24 protein-coding genes and 1 pseudogene are annotated in these 23,195 nt (G+C 70.2%); 18 read left to right on the top strand and 7 right to left on the bottom strand.

Annotated features, from left to right (window positions below):
• Window positions 1-148: 148 nt before the first annotated feature.
• From BGN98_RS14165 to BGN98_RS14175, 3 genes are read left to right on the top strand one after another with little or no spacing between them, the layout of a single operon-like run.
• Window positions 149-649, top strand: coding sequence for an FMN-binding protein (locus tag BGN98_RS14165; protein WP_036284750.1), 501 nt, complete (start codon window positions 149-151; stop codon window positions 647-649).
• On the top strand, window positions 646-1,548 hold the full coding sequence (locus BGN98_RS14170; RefSeq protein ID WP_288121742.1) for an FAD:protein FMN transferase: 903 nt from the start codon (window positions 646-648) through the stop codon (window positions 1,546-1,548). Before BGN98_RS14165 ends, BGN98_RS14170 begins: the two co-directional genes overlap by 4 nt.
• Window positions 1,548-3,098 carry an FAD-dependent oxidoreductase gene (locus tag BGN98_RS14175; RefSeq protein WP_036284754.1) on the top strand — a complete coding sequence of 517 codons (1,551 nt, stop codon included), beginning with the start codon at window positions 1,548-1,550 and terminating at the stop codon, window positions 3,096-3,098. Before BGN98_RS14170 ends, BGN98_RS14175 begins: the two co-directional genes overlap by 1 nt.
• 80 nt (window positions 3,099-3,178) lie before the next feature.
• Here the strand turns inward: BGN98_RS14175 and BGN98_RS14180 are convergent, their stop codons facing one another.
• Window positions 3,179-4,723 (bottom strand): sensor histidine kinase, encoded by a 1,545-nt coding sequence (locus tag BGN98_RS14180; RefSeq protein WP_036284756.1) that lies wholly within the window; start codon window positions 4,721-4,723, stop codon window positions 3,179-3,181.
• Complete coding sequence (locus BGN98_RS14185) at window positions 4,720-5,454, bottom strand: response regulator transcription factor (protein WP_016464648.1); 735 nt, start codon at window positions 5,452-5,454, stop codon at window positions 4,720-4,722. Before BGN98_RS14185 ends, BGN98_RS14180 begins: the two co-directional genes overlap by 4 nt.
• Window positions 5,455-5,646: 192 nt before the next feature.
• Here BGN98_RS14185 and BGN98_RS14785 point away from each other — a divergent pair, with 192 nt between their 5' ends.
• From BGN98_RS14785 to BGN98_RS14200, 4 genes are read left to right on the top strand one after another with little or no spacing between them, the layout of a single operon-like run.
• Window positions 5,647-6,189 carry a hypothetical protein gene (locus BGN98_RS14785; RefSeq protein ID WP_331280292.1) on the top strand — a complete coding sequence of 181 codons (543 nt, stop codon included), beginning with the start codon at window positions 5,647-5,649 and terminating at the stop codon, window positions 6,187-6,189.
• Complete coding sequence (locus BGN98_RS14790) at window positions 6,186-7,133, top strand: ABC transporter permease (protein ID WP_353681715.1); 948 nt, start codon at window positions 6,186-6,188, stop codon at window positions 7,131-7,133. Before BGN98_RS14785 ends, BGN98_RS14790 begins: the two co-directional genes overlap by 4 nt.
• 47 nt (window positions 7,134-7,180) lie before the next feature.
• Complete coding sequence (locus tag BGN98_RS14195; RefSeq protein WP_288121743.1) at window positions 7,181-7,906, top strand: ABC transporter ATP-binding protein; 726 nt, start codon at window positions 7,181-7,183, stop codon at window positions 7,904-7,906.
• A gap of 45 nt (window positions 7,907-7,951) precedes the next feature.
• Window positions 7,952-8,965, top strand: coding sequence for a magnesium and cobalt transport protein CorA (locus BGN98_RS14200; RefSeq protein ID WP_288121744.1), 1,014 nt, complete (start codon window positions 7,952-7,954; stop codon window positions 8,963-8,965).
• Between the two features lie 64 nt (window positions 8,966-9,029).
• On the opposite strand, the gene gnd is transcribed toward BGN98_RS14200, so the two are convergent.
• The 3 genes and pseudogenes from gnd to BGN98_RS14215 all read right to left on the bottom strand — a co-directional run.
• A complete protein-coding gene (gene gnd, locus BGN98_RS14205) occupies window positions 9,030-10,523 on the bottom strand; it encodes an NADP-dependent phosphogluconate dehydrogenase (protein ID WP_036284767.1) in 1,494 nt (497 codons plus the stop codon).
• A 10-nt stretch (window positions 10,524-10,533) separates the two neighbouring features.
• Window positions 10,534-11,052 carry an NAD-binding protein gene (locus BGN98_RS14210; RefSeq protein WP_353681716.1) on the bottom strand — a complete coding sequence of 173 codons (519 nt, stop codon included), beginning with the start codon at window positions 11,050-11,052 and terminating at the stop codon, window positions 10,534-10,536.
• A pseudogene (locus tag BGN98_RS14215) lies at window positions 11,041-11,480 on the bottom strand (NAD(P)-binding domain-containing protein); the annotation flags it as partial. The pseudogene BGN98_RS14215 and the gene BGN98_RS14210, both read right to left, overlap by 12 nt.
• Before the next feature lie 101 nt (window positions 11,481-11,581).
• Here BGN98_RS14215 and BGN98_RS14220 point away from each other — a divergent pair.
• The 4 genes from BGN98_RS14220 (at window position 11,582) to BGN98_RS14235 (ending at window position 15,793) form a co-directional block, all read left to right on the top strand.
• Complete coding sequence (locus BGN98_RS14220; protein WP_036284769.1) at window positions 11,582-12,643, top strand: D-2-hydroxyacid dehydrogenase; 1,062 nt, start codon at window positions 11,582-11,584, stop codon at window positions 12,641-12,643.
• A gap of 37 nt (window positions 12,644-12,680) precedes the next feature.
• Complete coding sequence (locus BGN98_RS14225) at window positions 12,681-13,478, top strand: IclR family transcriptional regulator (protein ID WP_036284772.1); 798 nt, start codon at window positions 12,681-12,683, stop codon at window positions 13,476-13,478.
• A 133-nt stretch (window positions 13,479-13,611) separates the two neighbouring features.
• Window positions 13,612-15,030, top strand: a complete 1,419-nt coding sequence (locus BGN98_RS14230) for an MFS transporter (RefSeq protein ID WP_288121745.1) — start codon at window positions 13,612-13,614, stop codon at window positions 15,028-15,030.
• Window positions 15,031-15,058: 28 nt separating this feature from the next.
• Window positions 15,059-15,793: a fumarylacetoacetate hydrolase family protein gene (locus tag BGN98_RS14235; RefSeq protein WP_288121746.1), complete on the top strand. Its 735-nt coding sequence runs from the start codon at window positions 15,059-15,061 to the stop codon at window positions 15,791-15,793.
• Between the two features lie 16 nt (window positions 15,794-15,809).
• Here BGN98_RS14235 and BGN98_RS14240 read toward each other — a convergent pair whose 3' ends face one another.
• Window positions 15,810-16,514 (bottom strand): FadR/GntR family transcriptional regulator, encoded by a 705-nt coding sequence (locus BGN98_RS14240; RefSeq protein WP_288121747.1) that lies wholly within the window; start codon window positions 16,512-16,514, stop codon window positions 15,810-15,812.
• Between the two features lie 166 nt (window positions 16,515-16,680).
• Here BGN98_RS14240 and BGN98_RS14245 point away from each other — a divergent pair, with 166 nt between their 5' ends.
• The 7 genes from BGN98_RS14245 to pth all read left to right on the top strand — a co-directional run bounded on the left by BGN98_RS14245 (window position 16,681) and on the right by pth (window position 22,598).
• Entirely contained in the window at window positions 16,681-18,066 is a 1,386-nt protein-coding gene (locus BGN98_RS14245; RefSeq protein WP_204947391.1) for a GntP family permease, read from the top strand.
• On the top strand, window positions 18,059-18,826 hold the full coding sequence (locus BGN98_RS14250; protein ID WP_288121748.1) for an SDR family oxidoreductase: 768 nt from the start codon (window positions 18,059-18,061) through the stop codon (window positions 18,824-18,826). Before BGN98_RS14245 ends, BGN98_RS14250 begins: the two co-directional genes overlap by 8 nt.
• Window positions 18,827-18,841: 15 nt before the next feature.
• Complete coding sequence (locus BGN98_RS14255; protein ID WP_288121749.1) at window positions 18,842-19,870, top strand: zinc-binding dehydrogenase; 1,029 nt, start codon at window positions 18,842-18,844, stop codon at window positions 19,868-19,870.
• Between the two features lie 2 nt (window positions 19,871-19,872).
• Window positions 19,873-20,379: a gluconokinase gene (locus BGN98_RS14260; protein ID WP_036315212.1), complete on the top strand. Its 507-nt coding sequence runs from the start codon at window positions 19,873-19,875 to the stop codon at window positions 20,377-20,379.
• 81 nt (window positions 20,380-20,460) lie between these two features.
• Window positions 20,461-20,877 (top strand): hypothetical protein, encoded by a 417-nt coding sequence (locus BGN98_RS14265; RefSeq protein WP_036315215.1) that lies wholly within the window; start codon window positions 20,461-20,463, stop codon window positions 20,875-20,877.
• Between the two features lie 430 nt (window positions 20,878-21,307).
• Window positions 21,308-21,931 carry a 50S ribosomal protein L25/general stress protein Ctc gene (locus BGN98_RS14270; protein WP_288121750.1) on the top strand — a complete coding sequence of 208 codons (624 nt, stop codon included), beginning with the start codon at window positions 21,308-21,310 and terminating at the stop codon, window positions 21,929-21,931.
• 82 nt (window positions 21,932-22,013) lie between these two features.
• Window positions 22,014-22,598, top strand: coding sequence for an aminoacyl-tRNA hydrolase (pth, locus tag BGN98_RS14275; RefSeq protein ID WP_016464663.1), 585 nt, complete (start codon window positions 22,014-22,016; stop codon window positions 22,596-22,598).
• A gap of 39 nt (window positions 22,599-22,637) precedes the next feature.
• On the opposite strand, the gene BGN98_RS14280 is transcribed toward pth, so the two are convergent.
• Window positions 22,638-23,192, bottom strand: coding sequence for a hypothetical protein (locus BGN98_RS14280; protein WP_016464664.1), 555 nt, complete (start codon window positions 23,190-23,192; stop codon window positions 22,638-22,640).
• Window positions 23,193-23,195 lie beyond the last annotated feature (3 nt).

Here is a 23,195-nt window from a genome sequence, read left to right on the forward strand (position 1 = left end):
GTGCCCGCGCGGTGAGGACGGTTCTCAATGCGAATGCATAGGTGATACGCGGGGGTGGCGCAGAAGGGCCCCAGTAGCGTGGAGGGGCGCCACCGCGATGCGCCCCCCCGCATCTGAAGCGGCAGGGCACGACAGAAGGAGGACCATCATGATCCGCACCACCGCCGTACCCCGTTCCGTCCGCACCGGCGCTGCTGCCGCCTCGGTGTTCGGAATGATCGCCCTCGCGGGCTGCTCGGCCACCACGACGAGCACCGCGTCGCCGTCGGCCGCCCCCGCCGACGAGTCCACCCCCTCGACGGCGTCCTCGGCTCCTGCCACCGGCAGCACCGGGGCCGCCGCCTCCGGCAGCGTGTACAAGGACGGCACCTACTCGGCCGACGGTTCGTACGCGACCCCCGAGTCGGTCGAGACCATCTCGGTGACGGTCACGCTCGCCGGCGACGTCATCACCGACGTGCAGGTCAGCGGAAATCCGACCAAGAGCGAGTCGAAGCAGTATCAGAGCCAGTTCATCGGCGGAATCAGCTCCGAGGTCGTCGGCAAGAAGATCGAGGACATCTCGGTGTCGCGCGTCGCCGGTTCGTCGCTGACCAGCGGTGGATTCAACAAGGCGATCGAAGAGATCAAGACCGAAGCGAAGGCGTGACCGCGCCCGACGCGCCCGACTCGTCCACGCCCCCCGCTTTCCGCTGGGAGTTCGAGGCGATCGGCACGCGCTGGCGCATCGACACGGCCGTGGAGTTGTCCGCCACGGTGCGCTCCGAGGTCGGTGTTCTGATCGACGCGTTCGACCGCGCGTGGTCGCGATTTCGGCCCGATGCCGAGATCGCCGCGCTCGCGACGGCGGCAGGATCCATCCCGGCGCCCGTCGACGCGGCGCCGATGCTGGATCTGTTCCTCGCGCTGAGCGAGGCCACGGCCGAAGCCGTCAACCCGCTCATCGGCGACGCGCTCGCGCGCCGTGGCTACGACGCCCAGTACGGGCTCGTGGACCACGGCGCGCAAGCCGCTCCGGCGGGATGGTCGCAGCTGCTGACATGGGGCGGCGATCGGCTCACCCTGCGCACGCCGGCGACGATCGATGTCGGAGCGCTCGGCAAAGGGCGCCTCGTCGACCGCGTGCTGCGTCGCGTCGCGGCGCACGTGGAGGGTGCGGTGACGGTCGACGCCGGCGGCGACATCGCTCTGCGCGGCAGCGAGACGATCGCACTCGAGCACCCCTTCGACCCGACGCGCGCGATCGGGGTGTGGCGGGTGACGGATGCCGCGCTCTGCGCGTCCGCGATCCAGCGCCGCGCCTGGCCGGCCGCGGACGGCGGGGGACTGCATCACGTGCTGGACGCGCGCACCGGAGAGCCGGTGCGCACGATCGCCGCGACGTGGGTGGTCGCTGCCGACGCCATGACCGCCGATGCCGCCGCCACCGCGCTCTTCTTCGACGGCGGACCCGCGTTCGCCGACGCTCACGCCGCGGCGTGGGTGCGTATGATCACCGACGGCCGCGTGGAGTGGTCGCCTGACAGTAAGGCAGAGTTGTTCCTGTGATGAGCTCACTCACCGCGGCATGGAGTCGCACCCTGGCGGTGCTCGGTCGCGTATCGATGTACCGCCTGGTCGTTCTCGCGCTCGTCGTCCTGGCCGCGATCGCTCTCGTGCTGTCCTTCGCGGGAGCGGTCGGACCCTCGCCGTGGGAGCTGCTGGTTACCCTCCTCGTGCTCGCGTTGGTCTGTGCCGCGACCGATGCGATCGCGCACCGCGTGCTCGGCAAGGACTGGCGGTGGGAGTCGTCGCTCGTCACCGTGCTGATCCTGCTGTTCGTCCTGCGCCCCACGGTGGAGCCGGCGGCGCTCGTGGGCATCGCCGTCGCGGGACTGGTGGCCTCGGCATCCAAGTACCTGCTGGTCTGGCAGGGACGCCACATCTTCAATCCCGCTGCGGTCGGCGCGACGGTGCTCACGGTGTTGAGCGTGTGGCTGCCGGACCTGGGCTCGTCCGCATGGTGGGTGGGTTCCCCCTTCCTCGCCGGACCCGTCATCCTGCTCGGCCTCGTCGTGCTCGTTCGCACCGAGAAGGTGCGCATCATCGCGCTCTTCCTCGTCGTCGCGGTGGCGGTCGCCTTCGTGCGCACCACGCTGCAGTACCAGCAGGCGGGGCTCGCACTCGATGCGGGGACGGTGTTCTGGAACATCCTCTGGTCGTCGCCGTTCCTGTTCCTCGGCGCTTTCATGCTCTCCGAGCCGCTGACGCTGCCCCCGCGCCGGTGGCAGCAGTTCGTGGTCGCGGCGGTGGTCGGCGTCCTCGCCGGCTGGCCCGTCGACGTCGGCGACGTCAGTCTCGGTCAGGAGCGCGCGCTGCTGGTCGGCAACCTCATCGCCTTCGTCTTCGCCCTACGTACGGCGGTGCGCCTCACCTTCCAGGAACGTGTCGCCCTCACGCCCACCGTGCGCGAGCTGTCGTTCCGGGCGGAACGGCGCTTCCGTTTCGTCGCGGGGCAGTATCTCGAGCTCGAGGTGCCGCACCCCCGCCCCGATGCGCGTGGCACGCGCCGGGAGTTCAGCATCGTCTCGGCCCCGGAGGAGCTGCCGGAGGTGCGCATCGCGCTGCGCGAAGGATCGCAGTCCAGCTACAAGAAGGCGCTCGCGCTCGTCGAGCCGGGCCAGCAGCTCGCGGTGACCGGCGTGTGGGGCGACTTCGTCCTGCCGGCGCGCGCGTCGGCGCCGGTGCTCATGGTCGCCGCCGGCATCGGCGTCACGCCCTTCGTCTCGCAGCTGCGCCACCTGCGCCTGTCGGGGGAGCAGCGTGACGTGGTGTTCGTCTACGTCGCCGCGGATGCCGAAGAGCTCGCGTTTCGCGACGAGCTCGAACACGCCCGCATTCCGGTGATCGTCTTCACTCGCACCGAGCCCGACACGCTTCCCGGGCACTGGACGTGGGCGCAGGGCGTCCGTCTGGATGCCGCGGGACTGCTGCAGATGGTGCCCGATCTCGCGTCGCGGCATGCCTACGTGTCGGGTCCGCCGCGTCTCATCGCGGACCTCGCCCCCGCCCTCGAGAAGGCTCGGACACTCACGACGGACGCCTTCTCGGGTTACTGATCGGCACCGCACCCGTGGTGCGGGGGCCGCGTGCGCCCGGTCGTCGGGGCGGTCTCGGCCCCGGTCGCGCGCAGCCCGGGTCAGGCCGGCGCGTCGGCCGCGTGCGGGGCCGCCGGGCGCGCCGGCAGTCGTACCTCGAACTCGGTGTGTCCCGGTTCGCTGTTGACGGAGATCGTGCCGTGGTGCGCGGTGACGATCGCCTTCGCGATCGACAGGCCCAGGCCGGTTCCTCCGGTCTGGCGTGCGCGGGAGGTGTCGCCGCGCGCAAACCTCTCGAACAGCTCGCCGGCGACCACCGGATCGATGCCGGGACCGTTGTCGGTGACGCGCACGACGGCGTCGCCCCCCTCGACGGCGACGCTCGCGGTGACCGTCGTTCCTGCCGGCGTGTGCACGCGGGCGTTGGTGAGCAGGTTCGCCACGACCTGATGCAGACGCATCGTATCTCCGGCGACGACGACCGGTTCTTCGGCGGCATCCAGCTGCCATTCGTGTCCTGAGCCGGCGACCTGTGCGTCGGCGACACTGTCGACGACCACTCGCGTGAGGTCGACGGCGCCGTACACGAGTTCCTTGCCCTCGTCGAGTCGAGCCAGCAGCAGCAGGTCTTCGACGAGCGCCGTCATCCGCAGGGAGGCGGACTGGATGCGCTCCAGGCTCTGCTCCGACTGCTCGGCGCTGATCGCGACCTGGGCCGGTGTGGCCGCGTCGCCGGCGGCGTTCACGGTTCGCAGCGACCGCAGGGAAAGCTCGGAGTAGCCGCGGATCGCCGCCAGGGGAGTGCGCAGCTCGTGGCTGGCGTCGGCCACGAACGAGCGCATGCGTTCCTCGTTGCGTTGCCGGGCGGCCAGTGACACGTCGATGTGGTCGAGCAGAGTGTTCAGTGCCGCACCGACACGCCCGATCTCATCGCTCGCATCGGCTTCGGATGCCGGGACGCGCTCGGAGATGGTGACGTCGCCCGAGTCCAGCGGCTGCGCAGCGACGCGTGTCGCCGTGGCGGCGACGGCCCGAAGCGGCCGAAGGGAGTAGCGGATCACCACGGCGATGACGGCCGCCAGCAGCAGCAGCCCTCCGGTGGTGACGAGGGCGACGGTCGTCAGGATCTGCGCAATGGTCGTGTTCACGGTCGACACCGGCAGCCCGACCGCGATCGCGTAGGGACCGGCGCCGGTGGTGAACAGCCGGTAGGTGCCGATGTCGTCCACCGTCCCCGTCGCGGAGGGACCGGAGCCGAATGCGTTGGCGATCTCGAGTACCTGTGCGTCCGTCAGCGGCTTCACGCTGTTGCCGTCGAGGTACGCCCCGTCGAAGCCGCTCGCGGACCTCACGATCAGCAGCACTCCGGGAGTTCGCACGCGCGCCTCCTGCAGCACGGTGTACGCGGACTGCACGGTGCCGAAGTCCACCTTCTGCGAGAGCAGTTGCGCGCTGACACTGGCTGCCGCATCGCGCACTTGTGTGTCGAGCTGGCCGGACAGGATGTTGCCGAGAAGCGCGCTGGTGGCGACGCCGATCATCGCCAGAATCAGCGTGACCATGCCGACGACGGCCGCGATCAGTCGCGTCTGCAGGCTCCATTGCGGTCGCCGTCGGACCTTTTTCGGCGCAGGCGCTGCGCTCACTGCGGAGCTTTGATCATGTAGCCCACGCCGCGCACCGTGTGGATGAGCGGGTCACGGCCCGCGTCGATCTTCTTCCGCAGGTAGGAGATGTACAGCTCGACCACCGAGGAGCGCCCGCCGAAGTCGTAGTTCCAGACGCGGTCCAGGATCTGGGCCTTCGACACGACGCGACGCTGGTTGCGCATGAGGAAGCGCAACAGCTCGAACTCCGTCGCCGTCAGCTCGATCTCGGTGTCGCCGCGCATGACCTCATGGGAGTCCTCGTTCAGCGTCAGCTCACCGACGCGCAGGACGGGGTCGGCGCCGCCCGCTGTCGCGGTGCCGGCGCGGCGCATCAGACCGCGCAGACGCGCGACGACCTCTTCCAGGCTGAACGGTTTGGTGACGTAGTCGTCGCCGCCGGCGGTGAGGCCCGCGACGCGGTCGGCGACGGCATCCTTCGCCGTGAGGAAGAGCACCGGCACATCGTTGCCGGCGTGACGCAGTCGCTGCAGCACCGACATGCCGTCGAGGTCGGGCATCATGATGTCGAGCACCATGGCGTCGGGATCGAACTCGCGCGCCTGCGCGAGCGCGTCGAATCCCGACCCCGCAGTGCGGACCTCCCAGCCCTCCATGCGCAGCGCCATCGAGAGCAGGTCCGTGAGCATCTGCTCGTCGTCGACGACGAGGACGCGAAGGGCCGACCCGTCTGGGCGGTGCAGGACAGGGGAGGCGGCGAGAGCGGTCATGGCTCCATTGTGCTGCCGGTGCTGTGAAGAACCTATGCGCCGCGCTATGAGCCCGCTGTGGATTGCAGCAGGCTCTGCCGAGTGGCTCATAGCCACTTCTTCAGTCGCCCTTCGATCGCGCATCGAAACCGCTCGTACGTTCGTCGCGTCGGCGCACCGAGCACCCGGGCTTGCTCGCCAGAAGGAGACGCGATGTATTGGACGTATCTGCGCCGTGAGCTGTCCGGCCGAAAGAAGCAGACCACGATCGTGGCGATCGGCCTGGCCGTCGCGGTCGCGCTGGTCATCATGGTCAACGCGCTGTCCGCGGGCGTGCGCGACGCCCAGTCGGAGGCCCTGGCCTCGGTATACGGCGTCGGCACCGACCTCACCGTCACCGGCGCGCAGGCCCAGCCCGGCTCGAACACGCGCGGTGGTCGCTTCGACTTCGAAGGCGGCGGCGGCCAGACCGGCGCGGACGGGACGACCACCCTCAACCAGTCGCGCCTGGTCACCGGGTTCGGTCGCAGCACGCTGGACGCGTCGGTGCTCGATACGGTGCGCGCCGTCGACGGGGTGTCCGAGGCGACCGCTGCTCTCAGCCTCACGAACATGACCTTCACCGGTTCGCTGCCGCAGCGCCAGTCCGGCACCGCGGAGGGCGGCACGCAGACCGCGCCGCAAGAGGGCGAGGGCAGCCGCGGTCAGGGCGGCGAGGGCGGTGGCGGGGGATTCCAGGGGGCTCCTTCGGCGTGAATTCCTTCAGCGTGCTCGGCGTCGACCCGGGCGCCACCGCCGCGGGGCCGTTGACGGCTGCCACCGTCAGCGGTGGACGCGCGCTCACCTCTTCTGACGCGGGTACGGATGTCGCCGTGGTCGACGCGACCTACGCGGCCAGTGCCTCTCTCGCCGTGGGCGGCACCATCGATGTGGCGGGGACGCCGTTCCAGATCGTCGGGATCGTCGCGTCCGGGTCCTCGTCCGCCGACACCGCCGCCAACGTCTACATTCCGCTCGATGTCGCACAGAAGCTCTCCGGCGCGGGCGACGTCGTCTCCACGGTGTACGTGCAGGCCAGCTCGAGCGATCGCATCGCCGCGATCCAGTCCGCGCTCACGGCCGCCCTCCCCACGGCGACCGTCAGCTCGCAGTCGGACCTTGCCTCGACCGTCTCGGGCTCGCTCGCCAGCGCGAGCTCGCTGATCACGAACCTGGGCACGTGGCTGTCGATCATCGTCCTCGTGGTGGCCGTCGCTCTCGCGGTCCTGTTCACGATCTCGGGTATCTCCCGACGCACCCGTGAGCTGGGCACGCTGAAGGCCATCGGGTGGTCCAACGCGCGTGTGGTCGGCCAGGTGGCGGGGGAATCCGTGGTCCAGGCCCTCATCGGCGGTGTCATCGGCGTGGCGCTCGGCCTCATCGGCGCGCTGATCATCAACATCATCGCCCCCACGGTGTCGGCCTCCGCGGGCGCGACCGCCGGCCGAGGTCCGGGCGGGGGTGGTCGCGGCGGGGGAAGCGGGTTCGGCGGTCAGCTGGCGCAGACGACAACCGAGATCGCCCTTCACGCGCCGCTGTCGCTCTGGATCGTCGGGCTCGCTCTCGTGCTCGCCGTCCTCGGCGGACTGATCGCCGGCGTGTTCGGTGGCTGGCGTGCCGCCCGTCTCAGCCCCGCAGAAGCACTACGGGCGGTCTCGTGAGCGCCCCGGCCCCCACTGACGTCCACCATCTCGAAGGAATGACCGACATGACCGTGATCGATGACACCATCGCTACCCCTGCGCCGACCGCGGCGGGAGCGGCCTATCGCTTGACGTCCGTGACGAAGACCTACCGTCAGAAGGGCAGGGAGGTGAAGGCCTTGACGGGGGTCGACCTGCAGATCGAGGCAGGAGAGTTCGCGACGATCCAGGGTCCCACGGGTGGGGGCAAGTCGACCCTGCTTCAGATGCTCGGCGCGCTCGACGTCCCGACCAGCGGAACGGTGCTGCTCGGCGACACCGATCTCGCGGCGGCATCCGCGACGGACCTGCAGAAGGTGCGCGCGCACGAGATCGGCTTCGTGTTCCAGGCCTTCAATCTCATTCCCACGCTCACCGCGGCGGAGAACGTCGCCATGGGGTTGGAACCGCTGCGTCTGGACGGTGCCGACCGTCACACCCGTGTCGAGGAGGCGCTCGCGCACGTCGGCCTCTCCGATCGCGGCAGCCACCGTCCGGGGGAGCTCTCCGGCGGGCAGCAGCAGCGGGTGGCGATCGCGCGGGCCATCGCCAAGCGCCCGCGCGTGCTGCTGGCGGATGAGCCGACGGGGAATCTGGATGAGTCGATGCGCGACGAGATCCTCGTGGTGCTCGAACGTCTCTCCGCCGAGGGGCTGACCCTCGTCGTCGTCACCCATGACTCGGCCGTCGCGCGCCGCGCCCGTCGCCGGCTGCGGCTCGACAAGGGCACCGTCACCGACATCACGGCATGAGAGCGATGAGGAGCGGGGCCGCCCGGCGGGCCTAGGGTTGCTCTCATGGCTCAGCCCCAGTGCGTCGTCTACGACGACGGCATCGCCCACCCCACCGACGCGGCACCGGCCGACGCGCTCGCCGAGGCGCGTCGGCGGGGCGGGATGCTCTGGGTCGGGCTGACCTCCCCGAGCGACGAGGAGGTGAGCGCGCTCGCCGAGGTGCTCCAGCTGGAGCGGCTCGGCGTCGCGACGGCGCTGCGCACCCATCAGCGTTCGAAGCTCGAGCGTTTCGGCGACCACCTGTTCGTGGTCGTCCAGCCCTCCCAGTACGACGAGCCGACCGAGACGGTGCAGTGCCGCGAAGTCGACCTCTTCGTCGGCCCCGACTTCTTCGTCGCCATCTCCGGCGACGGCACGGTCGACATCGATCGCCTGCGAACGCTGCTCGACGAGCATCCCGACATCGCGGCGCGCGGGCCCCTGGGTGTGCTCTGGGGAACCTTCGAGTACGTCACGCGGGCGTACCGGGCCGTCATGGACGAGATCGAGCACGACATCGACGAGATCGAGGAGCAGCTCTTCGCCGAAGACGAGGGCGTCTCCCGTCGCATCTTCGCGCTGCAGCGCGAAGTCATCGACCTGCGCCATGCGACGGCTCCGCTGCCGGCGATGATGGACCGCCTGGAGCACTATGTGAGTACCCGGATGCCGAGTGGTGAGGCCCCCGGATATCGGGAGATCGCCGATCGCGCCCGCTACATCGATGCGCGAGTGGCGGCGTTTCGCGAAACCCTCGACAATGCGCTGACGATCCACGCGACGATCGTCGACCAGCGACGCAACGACCAGATGAGCGAGATGACGCGCACGAGCATCGAGCAGAACGATCAGGTCAAGAAGATCTCGTCCTGGGCCGCCATCGGCTTCGCGCCGACGCTCGTCGCCGGCATCTACGGCATGAACTTCCACGACATGCCAGAACTGTCATGGCCGTGGGGGTACCCCTTCGCCATCGCGCTCATGGCGGCCGTCAGCACGGGGCTGTATCTGGTCTTCAAGAAGAAGGACTGGATCTAGGCCTTTCGACTCGCGGCTGAGCAGAGCGCGTCGAAACGCCCCTGCTCAGCCGCGCCGCGGGCGGTCAGTGGGTGTCTTCGGCCTCGACCTCGGTGCGGTCGCCCGACCACAGCGTGTGGAAGGTGCCGTCCTTGTCGATGCGCTTGTAGGTGTGCGCACCGAAGAAGTCGCGCTGGCCCTGGATCAGGGCGGCGGGCAGGCGCCGCGCGCGCAGTCCGTCGTAGTACGCCAGCGACGACGAGAAGGCGGGAGCGGGGATGCCGGCGGCGGCAGCCAGCGCGACGATGTTGCGCCACGCGTCCTGTGCGCGCGTCAGCGCGTCGACGAAGTACGGCGCCGTCAGCAGAACGGCAAGGTCCGGCTCGGCTTCGTACGCGTCGGCGATCCGGTTGAGGAACTGGGCGCGGATGATGCAGCCGGCGCGCCAGATCTTGCTGACCGCGCCGAGGTCGATCGACCAATCGTAGTGCGCGGCGCCGGCGCGGATCTCGTCGAATCCCTGCGAGTACGCGACGATCTTCGACGCGTAGAGGGCCAGCCGCACCTGCTCGATGAAGGCGTCCGCGTCGGCGCCGGTGAGGTGCTCGCCGGTCGAGTCGTCGGGACCCGGCAGTGCGCCGGAGATGGAACGCTGTTCGGGGTGGCTCGACAGCGATCGGGCGAAAACGGCCTCGGCGATGCCCGAGACGGGAACTCCCAGGTCGATCGCGGTCTGCACGGTCCACCCTCCGGTGCCCTTCGCGCCGGCCTGGTCGAGGATGACATCGACCAGCGGCGTGCCGGTCTCGGCGTCGACCTGGCGCAGCACCTCGGCGGTGATCTCGATCAGATAGCTCTCCAGCTCGCCCGTGTTCCACTCGGCGAAGACATCGGCGATCTCGGCGGGCGACGTGCCCGTGGCGCGACGGATGAGGTCGTAAGCCTCCGCGATCAGCTGCATGTCGGCGTACTCGATGCCGTTGTGCACCATCTTCACGAAGTGGCCGGCACCGTCGTGTCCGATGTGGGTGACGCAGGGCTCGCCTTCGGCGACCGCTGCGATCGAGCGCAGGATGGGACCGAGCGTGACCCAGGCCTCGTCGGGGCCGCCGGGCATGAGCGACGGGCCGAGGAGCGCGCCCTCCTCACCGCCGGAGACACCCATTCCCACGAAATTGAAGCCGCGCTCTCGCACGGCCTTCTCGCGACGGATGGTGTCCGTGAACAGCGCGTTTCCGCCGTCGATGATGATGTCGCCGGGCTCGAAGACGTTCATGAGCTCATCGATGACGGCGTCGGTGGGGCCGCCGGCCTTGACCATGATGAGTGCCGTGCGCGGCTTCTGCAGGCTGGCGGCGAACTCCTCGTAGGAGAAGGCGGGGACGAAGCCGGCCTCGGGGTGCTCCGCGACGAGCTCGTCGGTCTTCGAGCGCGAACGGTTGTACACCGCGACGGTGTTGCCCTCGCGCGACGCCAGATTGCGGGCCAGGTTCGAGCCCATCACCGCGAGTCCGACGACTCCGATGTTGGCCGTGGGCGACACGGGCGTTGTGGTCTCGGCAGCGGTCTGTTCGGGCACGTCGAACTCCTCAGGGTCGGTCGGGGATTCCGTTCTCAGCGTAGTCCGCCCCGGGTGTGGCGGGCGTCGGATGACGCCGCGCCGTCAGTCGCCGTGTGACCGAGATGTCACGGTCGCCGAGACCCGCAGTGAGGATCTCGTCGAAGACCGTGCGCAACGCGGGCAACAGGGCGGTCGTGGTGTGTGTGGATGCCGCGACGTCGGCGGCGAAGCCCAGATCCTTCACCATGTAGGCGGCGGCCCCCGACGGGCTGTCGTCACCGGCGACGAGGCGGTCCTTGCGGCTGGACAGCAGGTTCGAGCCCGCATAGCCGCCCGCCAGCAGTAACCACAGGGCGTCGAGGTCGAGCCCCGAGCGTGTGGCCAGTTCGGTGGCCTCCCCGAGGGCGACGATGGTCGCGGCCACGACGAGCTGATTGCAGGCCTTCGCCACCTCTCCGGCACCGAGCGGGCCGAGGTGGACGGCAGTGCCGCAGGGGGAGAGGATTTGCGCGGCCAGCGCGGCGTCGGCATCCGCTCCGCCAAGCATGATCGACAGCGTCCCCGCGCTCGCCCCGTCGACGCCCCCGAAACCGGGCAGTCCACGACCCGCACACGACCGCTGCTCTGCCGGCCGAGTCGTTCGGCCATCGCGCGCACGCCCGTGGGTGACGAGGTCGACCCGATCAGCAGGAGCAGGTCCTCGGCGCCGGCGAGCAGGCCGTCATCGCCGTCGAGGATCCTCTCGAGGTCGGGGAGGTCGGGGAGCATGACGAGCACGGCGTCGCTGTGCGCAGCCAGTTCGCCGGGGGTGTCCACGGGACTCGCGCCGAGCTCGACGAGATCGGGCCGCGGCATCCGCGACCAGATCGCGAGACGCCCGCGGGCGCGGATGAGATGGTGAGCCATCGCCGTGCCCATGGCGCCGGTGCCGATCATTCCGAGGCGGACGTCCTCGGCCGCAAGAGGCGATGTCATGACGACACTGTAGATAGAATTCAACAGGATGAACAGAGTTCAGTAAAGTGGACGTGCGGTAGAGTAGTCGCCGACCACGTCCACCCGATGGAGGGAAACGAATGTCGGATCACGCCGTCCGCACACTGCGGGCCGTCGCTGCCGTACCGCTGCGGGAGGACCTGTGCCGACTGATCGAGCAGCTGGAGCCGCGCGTCCAGATGGTTCGGGAGCCCGAGCTGCTTCCGCCCATGCGCGGCGCCGCCGACTGGTCCGGCGACCCCGCGTTCCGGCGCACGCCCGCCCAGCAGCGCCGCTTCGACGAACTGGTCGACTCGGCCGACGCCTTGTTCGGCATCCCGGATGTCGATCCGGCGGCGCTCGCACGCACGGTCGCGGCCAATCCGCGGCTGCGGTGGGTCATGACCACGGCGGCCGGTGGCGGCGCGCAGGTGCGGGAAGCGGCGCTTGCGCCCGAGGCGCTGCGGCGCATCGTCTTCTCGACCACCGCCGGCGTCCACGGGGGAGCGCTCGCCGAGTTCGCGGTGTTCGGCGTGCTCGCCGGTGCAAAGGACCTGCCGCGTCTGCGCGCCGACCAGGACTCCCGCACGTGGCCCCTGCGGTGGCAGATGCGCCAGCTCGACGAGATGACGGTGCTGATCGTCGGGCTCGGCGGCATCGGGTCGGCATGCGCGCGGCGGTTCGCCGCTCTCGGCGCGACGGTGTGGGGCACGACGCGTTCGGGGGAACCGGTCGAGGCCGTGGACCGCCTCGTCCCTCTCGAGGAACTGCCGTCCGTGATCGCCGAGGTGGATGCGGTCGTGGTGACGCTGCCGGGCACGACGCAGACGCACCACCTCATCGGCGCGGCCCTGCTGTCGAGGGCGCGTCCGGGCCTGATCCTCGCCAGCGTCGGACGCGGCAGCGTCATCGACGAGGCGGCACTGCTGCGGGCTCTCGACGACGGCACCGTCTCCTTCGCCGCGCTGGACGTCTTCGAGGTGGAGCCGCTCGCGCAGGACTCGCCGCTGTGGTCGCATCCCCGCGTCCTGGTGAGTCCGCACACGGCAGCCCTCGACGGCCGGGAGGAAGAGCGGATCGCGCGGCGGTTCGCCGCCGACGCGACGCGACTGCTCGATGGCGCCGCGTTGCACGCTGTTGTCGATACGGTCGAGTTCTACTGACATCGGCGCACGGCCGCGTGCGTCGTGAAGGAGGATCATGACCGACGACCTCGACGACCGCGCCACACGCGACCCGGCCCCCGCCGTCACTCGCGGCATCCGACTGCTCGAACTCCTCGCGGAGGCGAGGCGGCCGCTCACGCTGACCGAGATCGCGGCGGCGCTGGGTCTGGCCAAGTCCTCGACCGCGAACCTGTGCCTGGCGCTGGAGGCGGCTCGCATGATCGAGCGGGGTGCGCAGGGCTATCGCCTCGGCCTGCGCACGGCAGAGCTCGGGGGAGCCTTCGCCGCGCAGTTCAACCAGGTGCGCGAGTTCTACGGCGTGTGCGATGCGTCGCCGATCCTCGCGGGCGAGCTCGTGCAGGTGGCGATCCTCGACGGGGCCGATGCGCTCTACATCGCCCGGCACGAGGGGTCGCGTGCGGTGCGGATCGGCACGCCGCTCGGCTCCCGCCTTCCGGCGGCGTTGAGTGCGACCGGGCGGGCGATGCTGTCCACGCTCTCGGATGCCGAGGTCACCGCGCTCGTGGGCACCGATGCCGCCTCGCCGTCCGCCGCCGACACGGCGGGTCGTGAGCTCAGCGGGCTGCTGCGGCGCCTCGCGGACGTGCGCGAGCGCGGCTGGGCTCTGGATGCCGAGGAGTCGCTGCCCGGAATCGTCGGGGTGGCCGTGCCGTTGGAGGGCTGGGCGCCCGGCGATCCGCAGCTGGCCCTGGGAGTGGGGCTGCCCGCGGGTGAGGCCGACGAGCGCCGGATCGCGGAGGTGGCGGCCGCGCTCAACGACGCTGCGCGCCAGCTCACGAATCCGTTCAGCGCGGCCGCCCGTCGGGAGTGAGTGTCGCGACCGATCGCCGACGGCGTGAGGTGTCGCAGCCGGGTTCGGAACGCCCGAATCCAATATATTGAACATAGTTCACTGGGTTGATACTGTGATCGCACATGCGGCCGTGCCGTGCCGATCAAAGGAGATGGCAGTGACAGACCTTCTACCCCCGGTGGACACCACCTCGGACGACCCCGAATACGCGGCGAACCTGCGTCGGGCAACCCTCGCCTCCAGCATCGGCAGTGCTTTGGAGTACTTCGATTTCGCGCTGTACGGACTGTCCACGGCGCTCATCTTCAACGTGCTGTTCTTCTCGCAGGACGATCCGGCGATGGCGACCGTCGCGGCCTTCGCCACGTTCGGCGTGGGCTTCGTGGCCCGCCCGTTCGGCGGCCTGTTCTTCGGGGTGCTCGGCGACCGTCTCGGACGCAAGTGGGTGCTCGTCATCACGATCCTCCTCATGGGTGGCGCGTCGACCGCGATCGGGTTGCTGCCCACCTACGCTCAGATCGGGCTCTGGGCACCCGCGCTGCTGGTGCTCATGCGCCTGCTGCAGGGCTTCGGCGCCGGAGCCGAGCAGGCGGGCGCCACGGTGCTGATGGCGGAATACGCCCCCGTGCGCCGACGCGGCTTCTTCTCCGCACTGCCGTTCATCGGCATCCAGGCGGGCACTCTCCTCGCCGCCGTGGTCTTCAGCCTGATCACGCTCCTGCCGGAGGATCAGCTGCTCTCCTGGGGATGGCGCGTTCCGTTCCTGTGCTCGTTCGCCCTCATCCTGGTCGCGCTGTTCATCCGCATGCGCCTGCGCGAGACGCCGACGTTCGTGGAACTCGAGAAGCACGAGCAGATCAGTGATCGACCGGTTCGCGAGATCTTCGGTCATGGACTGCCGGGTGTCATCGTCGGCATCGGTCTGCGCATGGCCGAGAACGGCGGCTCTTACATGCTGAACACGCTCGCGCTGACCTTCTTCGTCGCCGTTGCCGGATCCGGCGCCGACAAGAGCCTGCTCACGTGGGGCGTCACCCTCGGCTCGCTGCTGGGAATCTTCACGGTGCCCCTGTCGGGTGCCCTGTCGGATCGCTGGGGGCGTCGCACGGTCTACCAGATGGGCGCGCTGTTCCTGCTGGTGTACTCGTTCCCCGCGTGGTGGCTGCTGACGCTCGGCGACTACGCGATCGCCATCGCGGTGATCGCGATCGGCATCGGGTTCGGGGTGAACGTGATGCTCGGACCGCAGTGCGCCCTGCTGCCGGAGATGTTCGGCAACCGCCATCGCTACCTCGGGGTGGCCATGGCCCGCGAGCTGTCGGCGGTGCTGGCGGGTGGGCTGGCGGGCGTGCTCGGGGCGTACCTCATCGCCGTGAGCGGCGGCAACTGGGTGCTGCTCGGCATCTACATGGCCACGCTCGCCCTGATCACGACGGCGGCCACCTTCCTTGTGCCGGAGACTCTCCGGCGCGACCTCACGCGCACCGATGACGCGGTGAAGGTGTCGCGAGACGAGGCCGGCGAGGGCGTGGCGTCGACGACGGTGACCATCCGGACGGTGCGCTGGTGATGCGCGCCGACGAAGGCGGAGCGCTGTCGTGCTGATCGGGCGGGCGTTCGTCGACGGGATGGCTGTGGACGTGCGGTGGAGCCCCGACGGGCCGGTGCCGATCTCGTTGCCCGATGACGGCGACGATATCGCGTGTGGTGGGCACGACATCGCCGGCCCGCGTCCCGACGCCGAGCTGATCGCCCCGGTGGCGCCTGTCGTGCTCATCGGCATCGCACAGAACGGGCCGCGTCATCCGACTCCGGTTCAAGCCTGGTTGAAGAGCCCGCGCACGATCGTTCCGTCCGGGCGCACCGTGCGGCTGCGACGCGATGCCGGGCAGAGCGTCGCCGAGGGCGAGATCGCCGTCGTGATCGGCCGCGACTGCGCCGAGCTGACGGCGGCGACGGCCGACCGGTTCGTGCGCGGCGTGACCGCGGTCAACGATCTCTCCAGTCCCGATCGCACCGTCATCGACGTCCGCAACTTCGAATCGAAGTCGGGGGTGGGATACACACCCCTCGGGCCGTGGATCGACACGGCCGCGGACATCGATCGCGTCGAGCTGGGCCTTGAGATCGACGGTGCGGTGGTGGCGCAGACGGATGCCGCGGCCCTGCCGGTGTCGATCCGCGACTGTCTCGCCTACGTCGCGTCATGGACGCCGCTCGGGCCCGGTGACGTCGTGATGATGGGAGCGCCGTTCAGCGCCGCTCCGATCGAGCCGGGTCACCGCGTCGAGGTGATCGTCGGTGATGTGAGGCTGACCACGCCCACATCCTGATGATGCTGCCCGCGCCTCAGAGGTGGGCGACTTCGCCGGACACGAGCGTCAGGTGCTCGCGTGCCGAGGCCTCGGCGCCCGCGCCGTCGCGCTCGACGATCGCCTGCGCGGTCGCGACGTGCGCTTCCAGGGTGCCCACGCGCGGCAGGCTCGGCGTGAGGCCGCGCACCGCCCGACCGCGGAGGATCTCGGCGATCGGCTCGCTGAGCTTGCCGAAGAGGGGATTGCCGCCGGCGCGCAGCAGAAGCGAGTGGTAGGCGATATCCGCCTCGAGGTACTCCTCGGAGTCGCCGAGCCCCTGTGCGCCGAGCTCGTTGAGGCGGGTCGCATGCGCGAGGAGGTGCTCACGTTGGGCGTCGTCGGCGCGCTCGGCCGCGAGACGGGCGGCGATCGGCTCCACGGCGGCGCGCAGCTCGGTCAGCTCCCGGAGGACGTCGTTGCGCCGGGGGCTGTCCAGAGTCCACTCGATGACGGTGGCGTCGAGGCTGTCCCATTCCTCGCGCGGTCGCACCACGAGTCCCACACGGCGCCGGGAACGCAGCAGGCCGTGGGCTTCGAGCACGCGCACCGCTTCGCGTACGACGGTGCGGGAGGCGGAGAACTCCTGCTCGAGTGCGGCGACCGTCATTCCGGCCCCGGGTGCGAGCGTGCCGCCGGCGATCCGGCGGCCGAGGGTCTCGACGATGTGCGCGTGCGACGCGGTCGGGGCGGTGGTGGGCATCGGCGTCCTTCTGTCACGGGACACGCTACCGGGACATGGCGTCCGGTGACCCGAGGCAAGGGAAAAAGTACGACGATTCGCTTGCGATAAGTAGTACTTTTGTGAAACGGTGGTCCCGCTGCCGGGAACGACCCCGGCGCATGGACGATTCATCGGAGAAGCCCCCATGCAAGATTGGACGCAGACGCTCGGCGCCGTCCCGCTGCTGCTCATCGCAGCAGGCGCCATCGCGCTCATCCTCATCCTCATCATCTGGGCGCGCATGCACGCGTTCCTCGTGCTCGTGCTCGTTTCGCTCCTCACGGCGCTGGCGACCGGCATTCCGATCGACGGAGTCGGCAAGGTCCTCATCGACAGCTTCAGCGGCACTGTCGGCGCCGTCGCCCTGCTGGTCGGATTGGGCGCGATGCTGGGAGCTCTGGTGGAGACCTCCGGCGGTGCACGCGTGCTCGCGGAGAAGATGGTGTCCGTCTTCGGTGAGAAGCGGGCCGCATTCGCACTCGGTGTGGCCTCGCTCATCATGGGATTCCCGATGTTCTTCGACGCGGGACTCATCGTGATGCTCCCGGTGATCTTCGCCGTCGGACGACGCATCGGCGGCAAGCACATGCTCCTGTACGGCATCAGTGCCGCCGCCGCGTTCTCGGTCATGCACGTCTTCGTGCCGCCGCACCCCGGGCCCATCACGGCCAGCGAGACGTACGGGGCCAATCTCGGGCTCGTCCTCCTCATCGGTATCGTCGTCGCGCTGCCGACGTGGTACCTCACCGGCTACCTGTGGGCGACGTTCACCGACAAGCGCATCCCGCTTGCGATCGTCGACCTCTTCGGCGGCCGCGACGTCGAGCCCACCAACCCGCCGAAGGCCGGCACCGTCATCGGGGTGCTCGCGATCCCGCTCGTGCTGATCCTGCTCAACACGGGCATGTCCGCGCTCGTGTCCGCCGGGGCCGTGGACGGCGCGCTCGTCTGGGTGCAGGCGCTGCGCCTGATCGGCACCAGTCAGATCGCACTGCTCATCTCCGTGCTCGTCGCCCTGTTCGTGCTGGGCACCCGCCGCGGCGTGCACGGCACGGCGCTGGAGAAGATCGTCGACTCCGCCCTCGGGCCGATCTGCTCCGTCGTGCTCATCACGGGCGCCGGTGGCATGTTCGGCGGCGTGCTGCGGGCGTCGGGCATCGGCTCGGCGCTCTCGGACTCGCTGTCCTCGATCGGCATTCCGGTGATCTTCGCCGCCTACCTCATCGCGGTCGTCCTGCGCGTCGCACAGGGCTCGGCCACGGTGGCCCTGGTCACGGCGGCGGGCTTGGTCTCGCCCGCGGTGCTCGCAGCCGGCTTCAGCCCCCTGCAGGTGGCGTGCGTCGTTCTCGCCACCGCCGCCGGCTCCGTGTTCGCCGGGCATGTCAACGACTCCGGCTTCTGGCTGGTCGGTCGCCTCATGGGCATGGACGTGAAGACCACGCTGAAGACATGGACGGTTCAGCAGGCCCTCGAGTCGGTCGTCGGCTTCGCCTTCGTGCTCATCATCTTCGGGGCGGTGTCCCTTGTCTGATCTGTTCGACCTCAGCGGGCGTACCGCCCTCGTCACCGGATCTTCGCGGGGGCTCGGACAGAGCCTGGCGGCGGGCCTGGTCGATGCGGGCGCGCGCGTGATCGTCCATGGGCGCAGCCGGGAGGGTGTCGCCGACAGCGCCGCCCTGCTGGCCGATCGGACGGGCGCGCGCGTCGAGACCGTCGTCTTCGACGTGACGGATGCCGCGGCCGTCGACGCCGCGATCACAGAGCTCGTCGCGCGCGTGGGCGTTCCCGACATCCTCGTCAACAACGCCGGCATCCAGCGTCGAGCGCCGTTCGCCGAGTTCTCGGTCGCGGACTGGGACCAGGTGATCGCCACCAACCTGTCCAGCGCGTTCTACGTGTCGCGCTTCGTCGTGCCGGGGATGATCGCACGCCGCTCGGGGAAGATCATCAACATCGCGTCGGTGCAGTCCGCGCTCGCGCGGCAGACGATCGCCCCCTACTCGGCGAGCAAGGGCGGCATCGCGCAGCTGTCGCGGGGGATGGCCGCCGATCTGGCGCGCCACGGCATCCAGGTCAACACCCTGTCGCCGGGCTACTTCGCCACCGAGATGAACGCTGCCCTCGTCGCCGACGAGGACTTCACCGCCTGGGTCGCCCAGCGCACCCCGGCTGGTCGGTGGGGGCGGGTCGAGGAGCTGCGCGGCCCCCTGACCTTCCTCGCCTCGGCGGCGAGCGACTTCGTGAGCGGACAGAACCTGTTCGTCGACGGCGGCATGACCGCGGTCGTGTGATCGAGAGGAGCAACCATGGATGCGGTCGTGATCAGAGGGCGCCAGGACGTGGCGGTCGGACAGGTCGACGTGCCGCCGTGCGCCCCCGGACAGGTGCGCCTGCGAGTCGGCTACGTCGGCATCTGCGGCTCTGACCTGCACTACTACTTCGACGGCGCGAACGGGGCGTTCGTGGTCACCGAGCCTCTCATCCCGGGGCACGAACTCGCCGGCTGGATCGACGACGATCCCTCCGGCACCTGGGCGCCGGGCACGCCCGTCACGGTGCACCCGGCGCGCTTCGGGAGCTGCGTGCCCGCCATCGCCGAGGCGCCGCACCTGTGGCCCGGGGGTTCGTACCTCGGCAGCGCCTCGACGACCCCGCATACGCAGGGGGCGATGGCAGATCGCCTCGTCGTCGACGCGGCGATGGTGCGGGTACTGCCCGACTCCCTGTCGGTGCGGCGTGCGACGCTGGCGGAGCCGCTGGCCGTGGCCCTGCATGGCGTCGGTCGCTCCGGGAGTATCGATGGCGCGCGGGTGCTGGTGTGCGGCGCCGGTCCGATCGGGCTTCTCGCCGTCGTCGCCGCGCAGGCCCGTGGCGCTGCGGTCGTCGACGTCAGCGATCTGCTGCCCGAGGCGTTGGAGCGCGCGGCTGCGCTCGGCGCCGATCGCACGTGGCGCGCGGGAAGCGATGAGGTGCCCGGCGAGGCCTACGACGTGGTGCTGGAGTGCTCGGGCGCGGCGGCCGCCGTCAGCACCGCCGTGGCCGCGGTGCGTCGGCGCGGCGTCGTCGTGCAGATCGGCATGCTGCCGAACGAGCCCCGTCCGATCAACCTCGCCCCCTTGGTCGCCAAGGAGGCGACGCTCACCGGCGCCTTCCGCTTCCTCGACGAGATGGAGGAGGCGATCGCTCTCCTGGACGCGCAGCCCGCGGTGGAGAGCGTCATCACCCACGAGTTCACGCCCGCCGACGCCGTCGCGGCGTTCGAGACCGCTCGTGACTCGGCATCCAGCGCCAAGGTGATCGTGGCCATGGCGTCCGCGCGAGAGGCGGGGCAGTGAGCATGCCCTCCCGTGCGCCGCGCATCGTCGTGATGGGCCCGAGCGGCTCGGGCAAGACCGCCGTCGGGGCCGCGCTCGCCGTCGACTTCGGCGTCGACTTCGTGGATGCCGACGACCTGCACCCCGCGCAGAACGTCGCCAAGATGGAGTCGGGCGTGCCGCTGGACGATGACGACCGACGGCCCTGGCTCGACGTCGTCGGGCGGCGCCTGGCGTCTTCGCCGGGGCTGGTCATGGCCTGTTCCGCTCTCGCCCGTCGCTATCGCGATCGCATCCGCGAGGCCGCACCCGACACGCGGTTCGTCGAACTCGTCGTCTCGCGTGCCGAGCTCGACCGTCGGATGCGTTCGCGCCAGCATTTCATGCCGGTCGCCCTCTTGGAGTCGCAGTTGGCGACGCTCGAGCATCTCGGTGCCGACGAGGACGGGGTCGCCGTCGAGAACATCGGGGGCATCATCGAGGTCGCCGCCCGCGCGCGCGCCGCTCTGGATCAGGCCGAGCGCCGATAGGCAGACGGGCGGCGACGAGAAGGCGGGGTACGCTCGCATCGCGGGGCGCAGTGGCCGGTCCCCGCGGCAGCGGAGGTGAAGATGGCGCGGGTCGTGTTGATGGGGTCGTCGGATGCCGCGGTCGAGCTCACCGGAGCGGCGCTCGCTGCGCGACTGCGCGCCCGCTACATCGACGGCGACGAGTTGCGCCCGCCCGCCCGCCGGCGTCGACGCCGCGCTGAGACGACGCCCGCAGCGTCCGATGCCGAGATCTGGTTGGACGCGCTGCGCCTCGTTCTCGTGGAGGCGGCGGCCGTCGTGGTGACCACGGGACCGCTCACGCGCGCGGCGCGTGATGCCGTCCGTGCGCGCGTGCGCGACGTCGTCTTCGTCGAGCTGGTCGGCCGCGAGAGTGTCGGCGAGCCGCTCACGCAGGACGAGGCGGGATTCCGCGTGGCCGCGGGGGCCGATCTGCAGATCGTCGTCGATCGGGTCGCCGATCTGCTGACGGGGCGCTGACATCCACGACACTCGCGGATGCGGGCGACGGGATCAGTCCTTGCGGTAGCCCGAGCGCCCGAGCGTGAAGAGGGCGCCGACGACGGCGACGGTCGCTCCCACCGACATCAGTCCGATGATCCACAGGAGTGCGTGCGACATCCAGCCGTAGTCCATGGGTTCCTCCGGAGTGAGAGACGGGTGGGCGCGGCCTCGGCCGCGCGAGGGCACCCGTGCGGGCACCGTCTCCATCGTAGCGGCGTCGCTGGTAGAGTGGAGTCCTCCCTCGGCGAGGGATGCCGTGTGTTCGCGTATCGGCATCCGTGATCGACGCGGTGATGCGGGCCCACGCGGCGCGGACGGACAGTCCGGGCGGGCTCTCCTCACGTGACCACGTTCGAGTCGAGACCCAGACCCAGACCAGGGCGAGAAGCCCGCAAGGAGAATCATCATGTCGACCGAGACCGACACCAAGGTCATCGCCGAGGTTCGCGAGAACTTTGGCAAGGGCTTCGCCCGCCGTCTGCGCGCCGCAGGCAAGATCCCCGCCGTCATCTACGGCCACGGCACCGACCCGGTGCACGTCGCGCTGCCCGGCCACCAGGTCGCGCTGCTCGTGCGTCGTGCCAACGCCGTCCTCGAGCTCGAGATCTCCGGTGCGCAGCAGCTCACCCTCGTGAAGGACGTCCAGAAGGACCCGGTGCGCCAGATCATCGAGCACATCGACCTCCTCGTCGTGAAGAAGGGTGAGAAGGTCCAGGTCGACGTTCCCGTCGTCGTCGTCGGCGAGCCCTTCGCGGGCACCATCGCCAACCTCGACAACGCGACCGTGTCGCTCGAGGTCGAGGCCACGCACATCCCCGAGAACGTCGAGGTCGACGTCGAGGGCCTCGAGGACGGCACGCACATCACCGCGGCCGACCTGAAGCTCCCGCGCGGCGCCGCGCTGGTCACCGACGCCGAGACGCTCATCGTGGCGATCTCGGTGCCGGCGGCGACGCTCGCCGAGGTCGACGAGATCGAGGCGGCCGACGAGGCCGTCGCCGAGGAGCAGTCGGAAGAGGCTGCCGAGTAATCGACGCATCATGAACGAAGCCCGTCGCCGCCGATACTGGTGGGGCGGGCTTCGTCGTGGATCGACCGGTGAGGACATGAGCATGGCCGAGACATGGCTGGTGGTGGGGCTGGGAAACCCCGGCGTCCGTTACGAGAACACGCGTCACAACGTGGGGCAGATGGTGATCGGCGAGCTCGCGTCACGGCGGGGGGAGACGTTGCGTGCGCACAAGGCGAACGCGCGTGTCGCGGAGAGCTGGTTGCGTCCGGGGGGTGCGAAGCTCGTGCTGGCGACCCCCAACTCCTACATGAACGTGTCGGGCGGGCCCGTGTCGCAGCTCGCGCGTTTCTACGACGTGCCCGCCGAACGCATCGTGCTCGTCCACGACGAGCTCGACATCCCGTTCGACACCATCAAGCTCAAGACCGGCGGCGGCCACGGCGGCCACAACGGCATCCGCGATGTCGCCAAGGCCCTCGGCACCCCGGACTTCCCGCGCGTGCGGGTGGGTATCGGCCGCCCCCCGGGACGGCAGGATCCTGCGGACTGGGTTCTCGATCCGTTCTCATCGACCGAGCGGACCTCGCTGGCGCTGCTGATCTCGGACGCTGCCGATGCGGTCGAGCTGCTCGTCGGGGAGGGGTTGCTCGCGGCGCAGCAGAAGCATCACGCGCCGCGCGCCTGAGGTCGCGGACGGTTCCGCCTGCCGACGCGTGCGGAGGGGTCAGGAGTACGTCGGGATTGCCGCGACCACGCCGGCGAGAACGGCGAGCGTGACCGCGACGGCGTAGACGATCGGCCCCGTCGCCGCGACGATGACGGCGCCGACGCCCTGCCCCCGTCCCCGACGGCTCGCGATCGCGACGATTCCCTGTATCAGGGCCCAGACACCGAGGGCGGTTCCCGCCCAGAACCCGATCTCGGCCCACAGCACGAGACCGCGCACGGGACTCAGCAGGGCGAGGGTCTGATCGTCCGAGAGATGTTCGAGGGACCGGGTGGATGTCAGGTCAGCGCGGGCGACGGCGCCCGTCGCGGCGGCGAAGCTCGTGGTCGCGCTGAGCGCCGACGCCACAGCGACGGCGCAGACGGCGGCGATCAACGCGATCGTGCCCAGAGCCTTCGAGGGGGCGGGCGGGGGCGTCGTCGCGGACGGCGGCAGATAGACCGGAGGAGCACCTGGCACGGACTGGACGTAGCCGCCGGCGTGCCAGGCGCCCGGTCCCGGCGCTCCCGCCACGGCGGGCGGTACGGGGGCGTGCTGCGGGTTCTCGCTCACCAG

The organism is Microbacterium sp. 69-7 (genome assembly GCF_001897985.1).
GTDB lineage: Bacteria > Actinomycetota > Actinomycetes > Actinomycetales > Microbacteriaceae > Microbacterium > Microbacterium laevaniformans.

Bases quoted from the DNA above. Each gene is read 5' to 3' on its own strand.
- BGN98_RS14270 (WP_288121750.1), top strand. From the start codon at position 21,308: ATGTCGACCGAGACCGACACCAAGGTCATCGCCGAGGTTCGCGAGAAC.
- BGN98_RS14225 (WP_036284772.1), top strand. From the start codon at position 12,681: ATGACCGACGACCTCGACGACCGCGCCACACGCGACCCGGCCCCCGCC.
- BGN98_RS14175 (WP_036284754.1), top strand. From the start codon at position 1,548: ATGAGCTCACTCACCGCGGCATGGAGTCGCACCCTGGCGGTGCTCGGT.
- BGN98_RS14165 (WP_036284750.1), top strand. From the start codon at position 149: ATGATCCGCACCACCGCCGTACCCCGTTCCGTCCGCACCGGCGCTGCT.
- BGN98_RS14255 (WP_288121749.1), top strand. From the start codon at position 18,842: ATGGATGCGGTCGTGATCAGAGGGCGCCAGGACGTGGCGGTCGGACAG.
- BGN98_RS14265 (WP_036315215.1), top strand. From the start codon at position 20,461: ATGGCGCGGGTCGTGTTGATGGGGTCGTCGGATGCCGCGGTCGAGCTC.
- BGN98_RS14260 (WP_036315212.1), top strand. From the start codon at position 19,873: ATGCCCTCCCGTGCGCCGCGCATCGTCGTGATGGGCCCGAGCGGCTCG.
- BGN98_RS14185 (WP_016464648.1), bottom strand. From the start codon at position 5,454: ATGACCGCTCTCGCCGCCTCCCCTGTCCTGCACCGCCCAGACGGGTCG.
- BGN98_RS14785 (WP_331280292.1), top strand. From the start codon at position 5,647: ATGTATTGGACGTATCTGCGCCGTGAGCTGTCCGGCCGAAAGAAGCAG.
- BGN98_RS14240 (WP_288121747.1), bottom strand. From the start codon at position 16,514: ATGCCCACCACCGCCCCGACCGCGTCGCACGCGCACATCGTCGAGACC.
- BGN98_RS14195 (WP_288121743.1), top strand. From the start codon at position 7,181: ATGACCGTGATCGATGACACCATCGCTACCCCTGCGCCGACCGCGGCG.
- BGN98_RS14200 (WP_288121744.1), top strand. From the start codon at position 7,952: ATGGCTCAGCCCCAGTGCGTCGTCTACGACGACGGCATCGCCCACCCC.
- BGN98_RS14210 (WP_353681716.1), bottom strand. From the start codon at position 11,052: ATGCTTGGCGGAGCGGATGCCGACGCCGCGCTGGCCGCGCAAATCCTC.
- BGN98_RS14245 (WP_204947391.1), top strand. From the start codon at position 16,681: ATGCAAGATTGGACGCAGACGCTCGGCGCCGTCCCGCTGCTGCTCATC.
- BGN98_RS14230 (WP_288121745.1), top strand. From the start codon at position 13,612: ATGGCAGTGACAGACCTTCTACCCCCGGTGGACACCACCTCGGACGAC.
- BGN98_RS14220 (WP_036284769.1), top strand. From the start codon at position 11,582: ATGTCGGATCACGCCGTCCGCACACTGCGGGCCGTCGCTGCCGTACCG.
- pth (WP_016464663.1), top strand. From the start codon at position 22,014: ATGGCCGAGACATGGCTGGTGGTGGGGCTGGGAAACCCCGGCGTCCGT.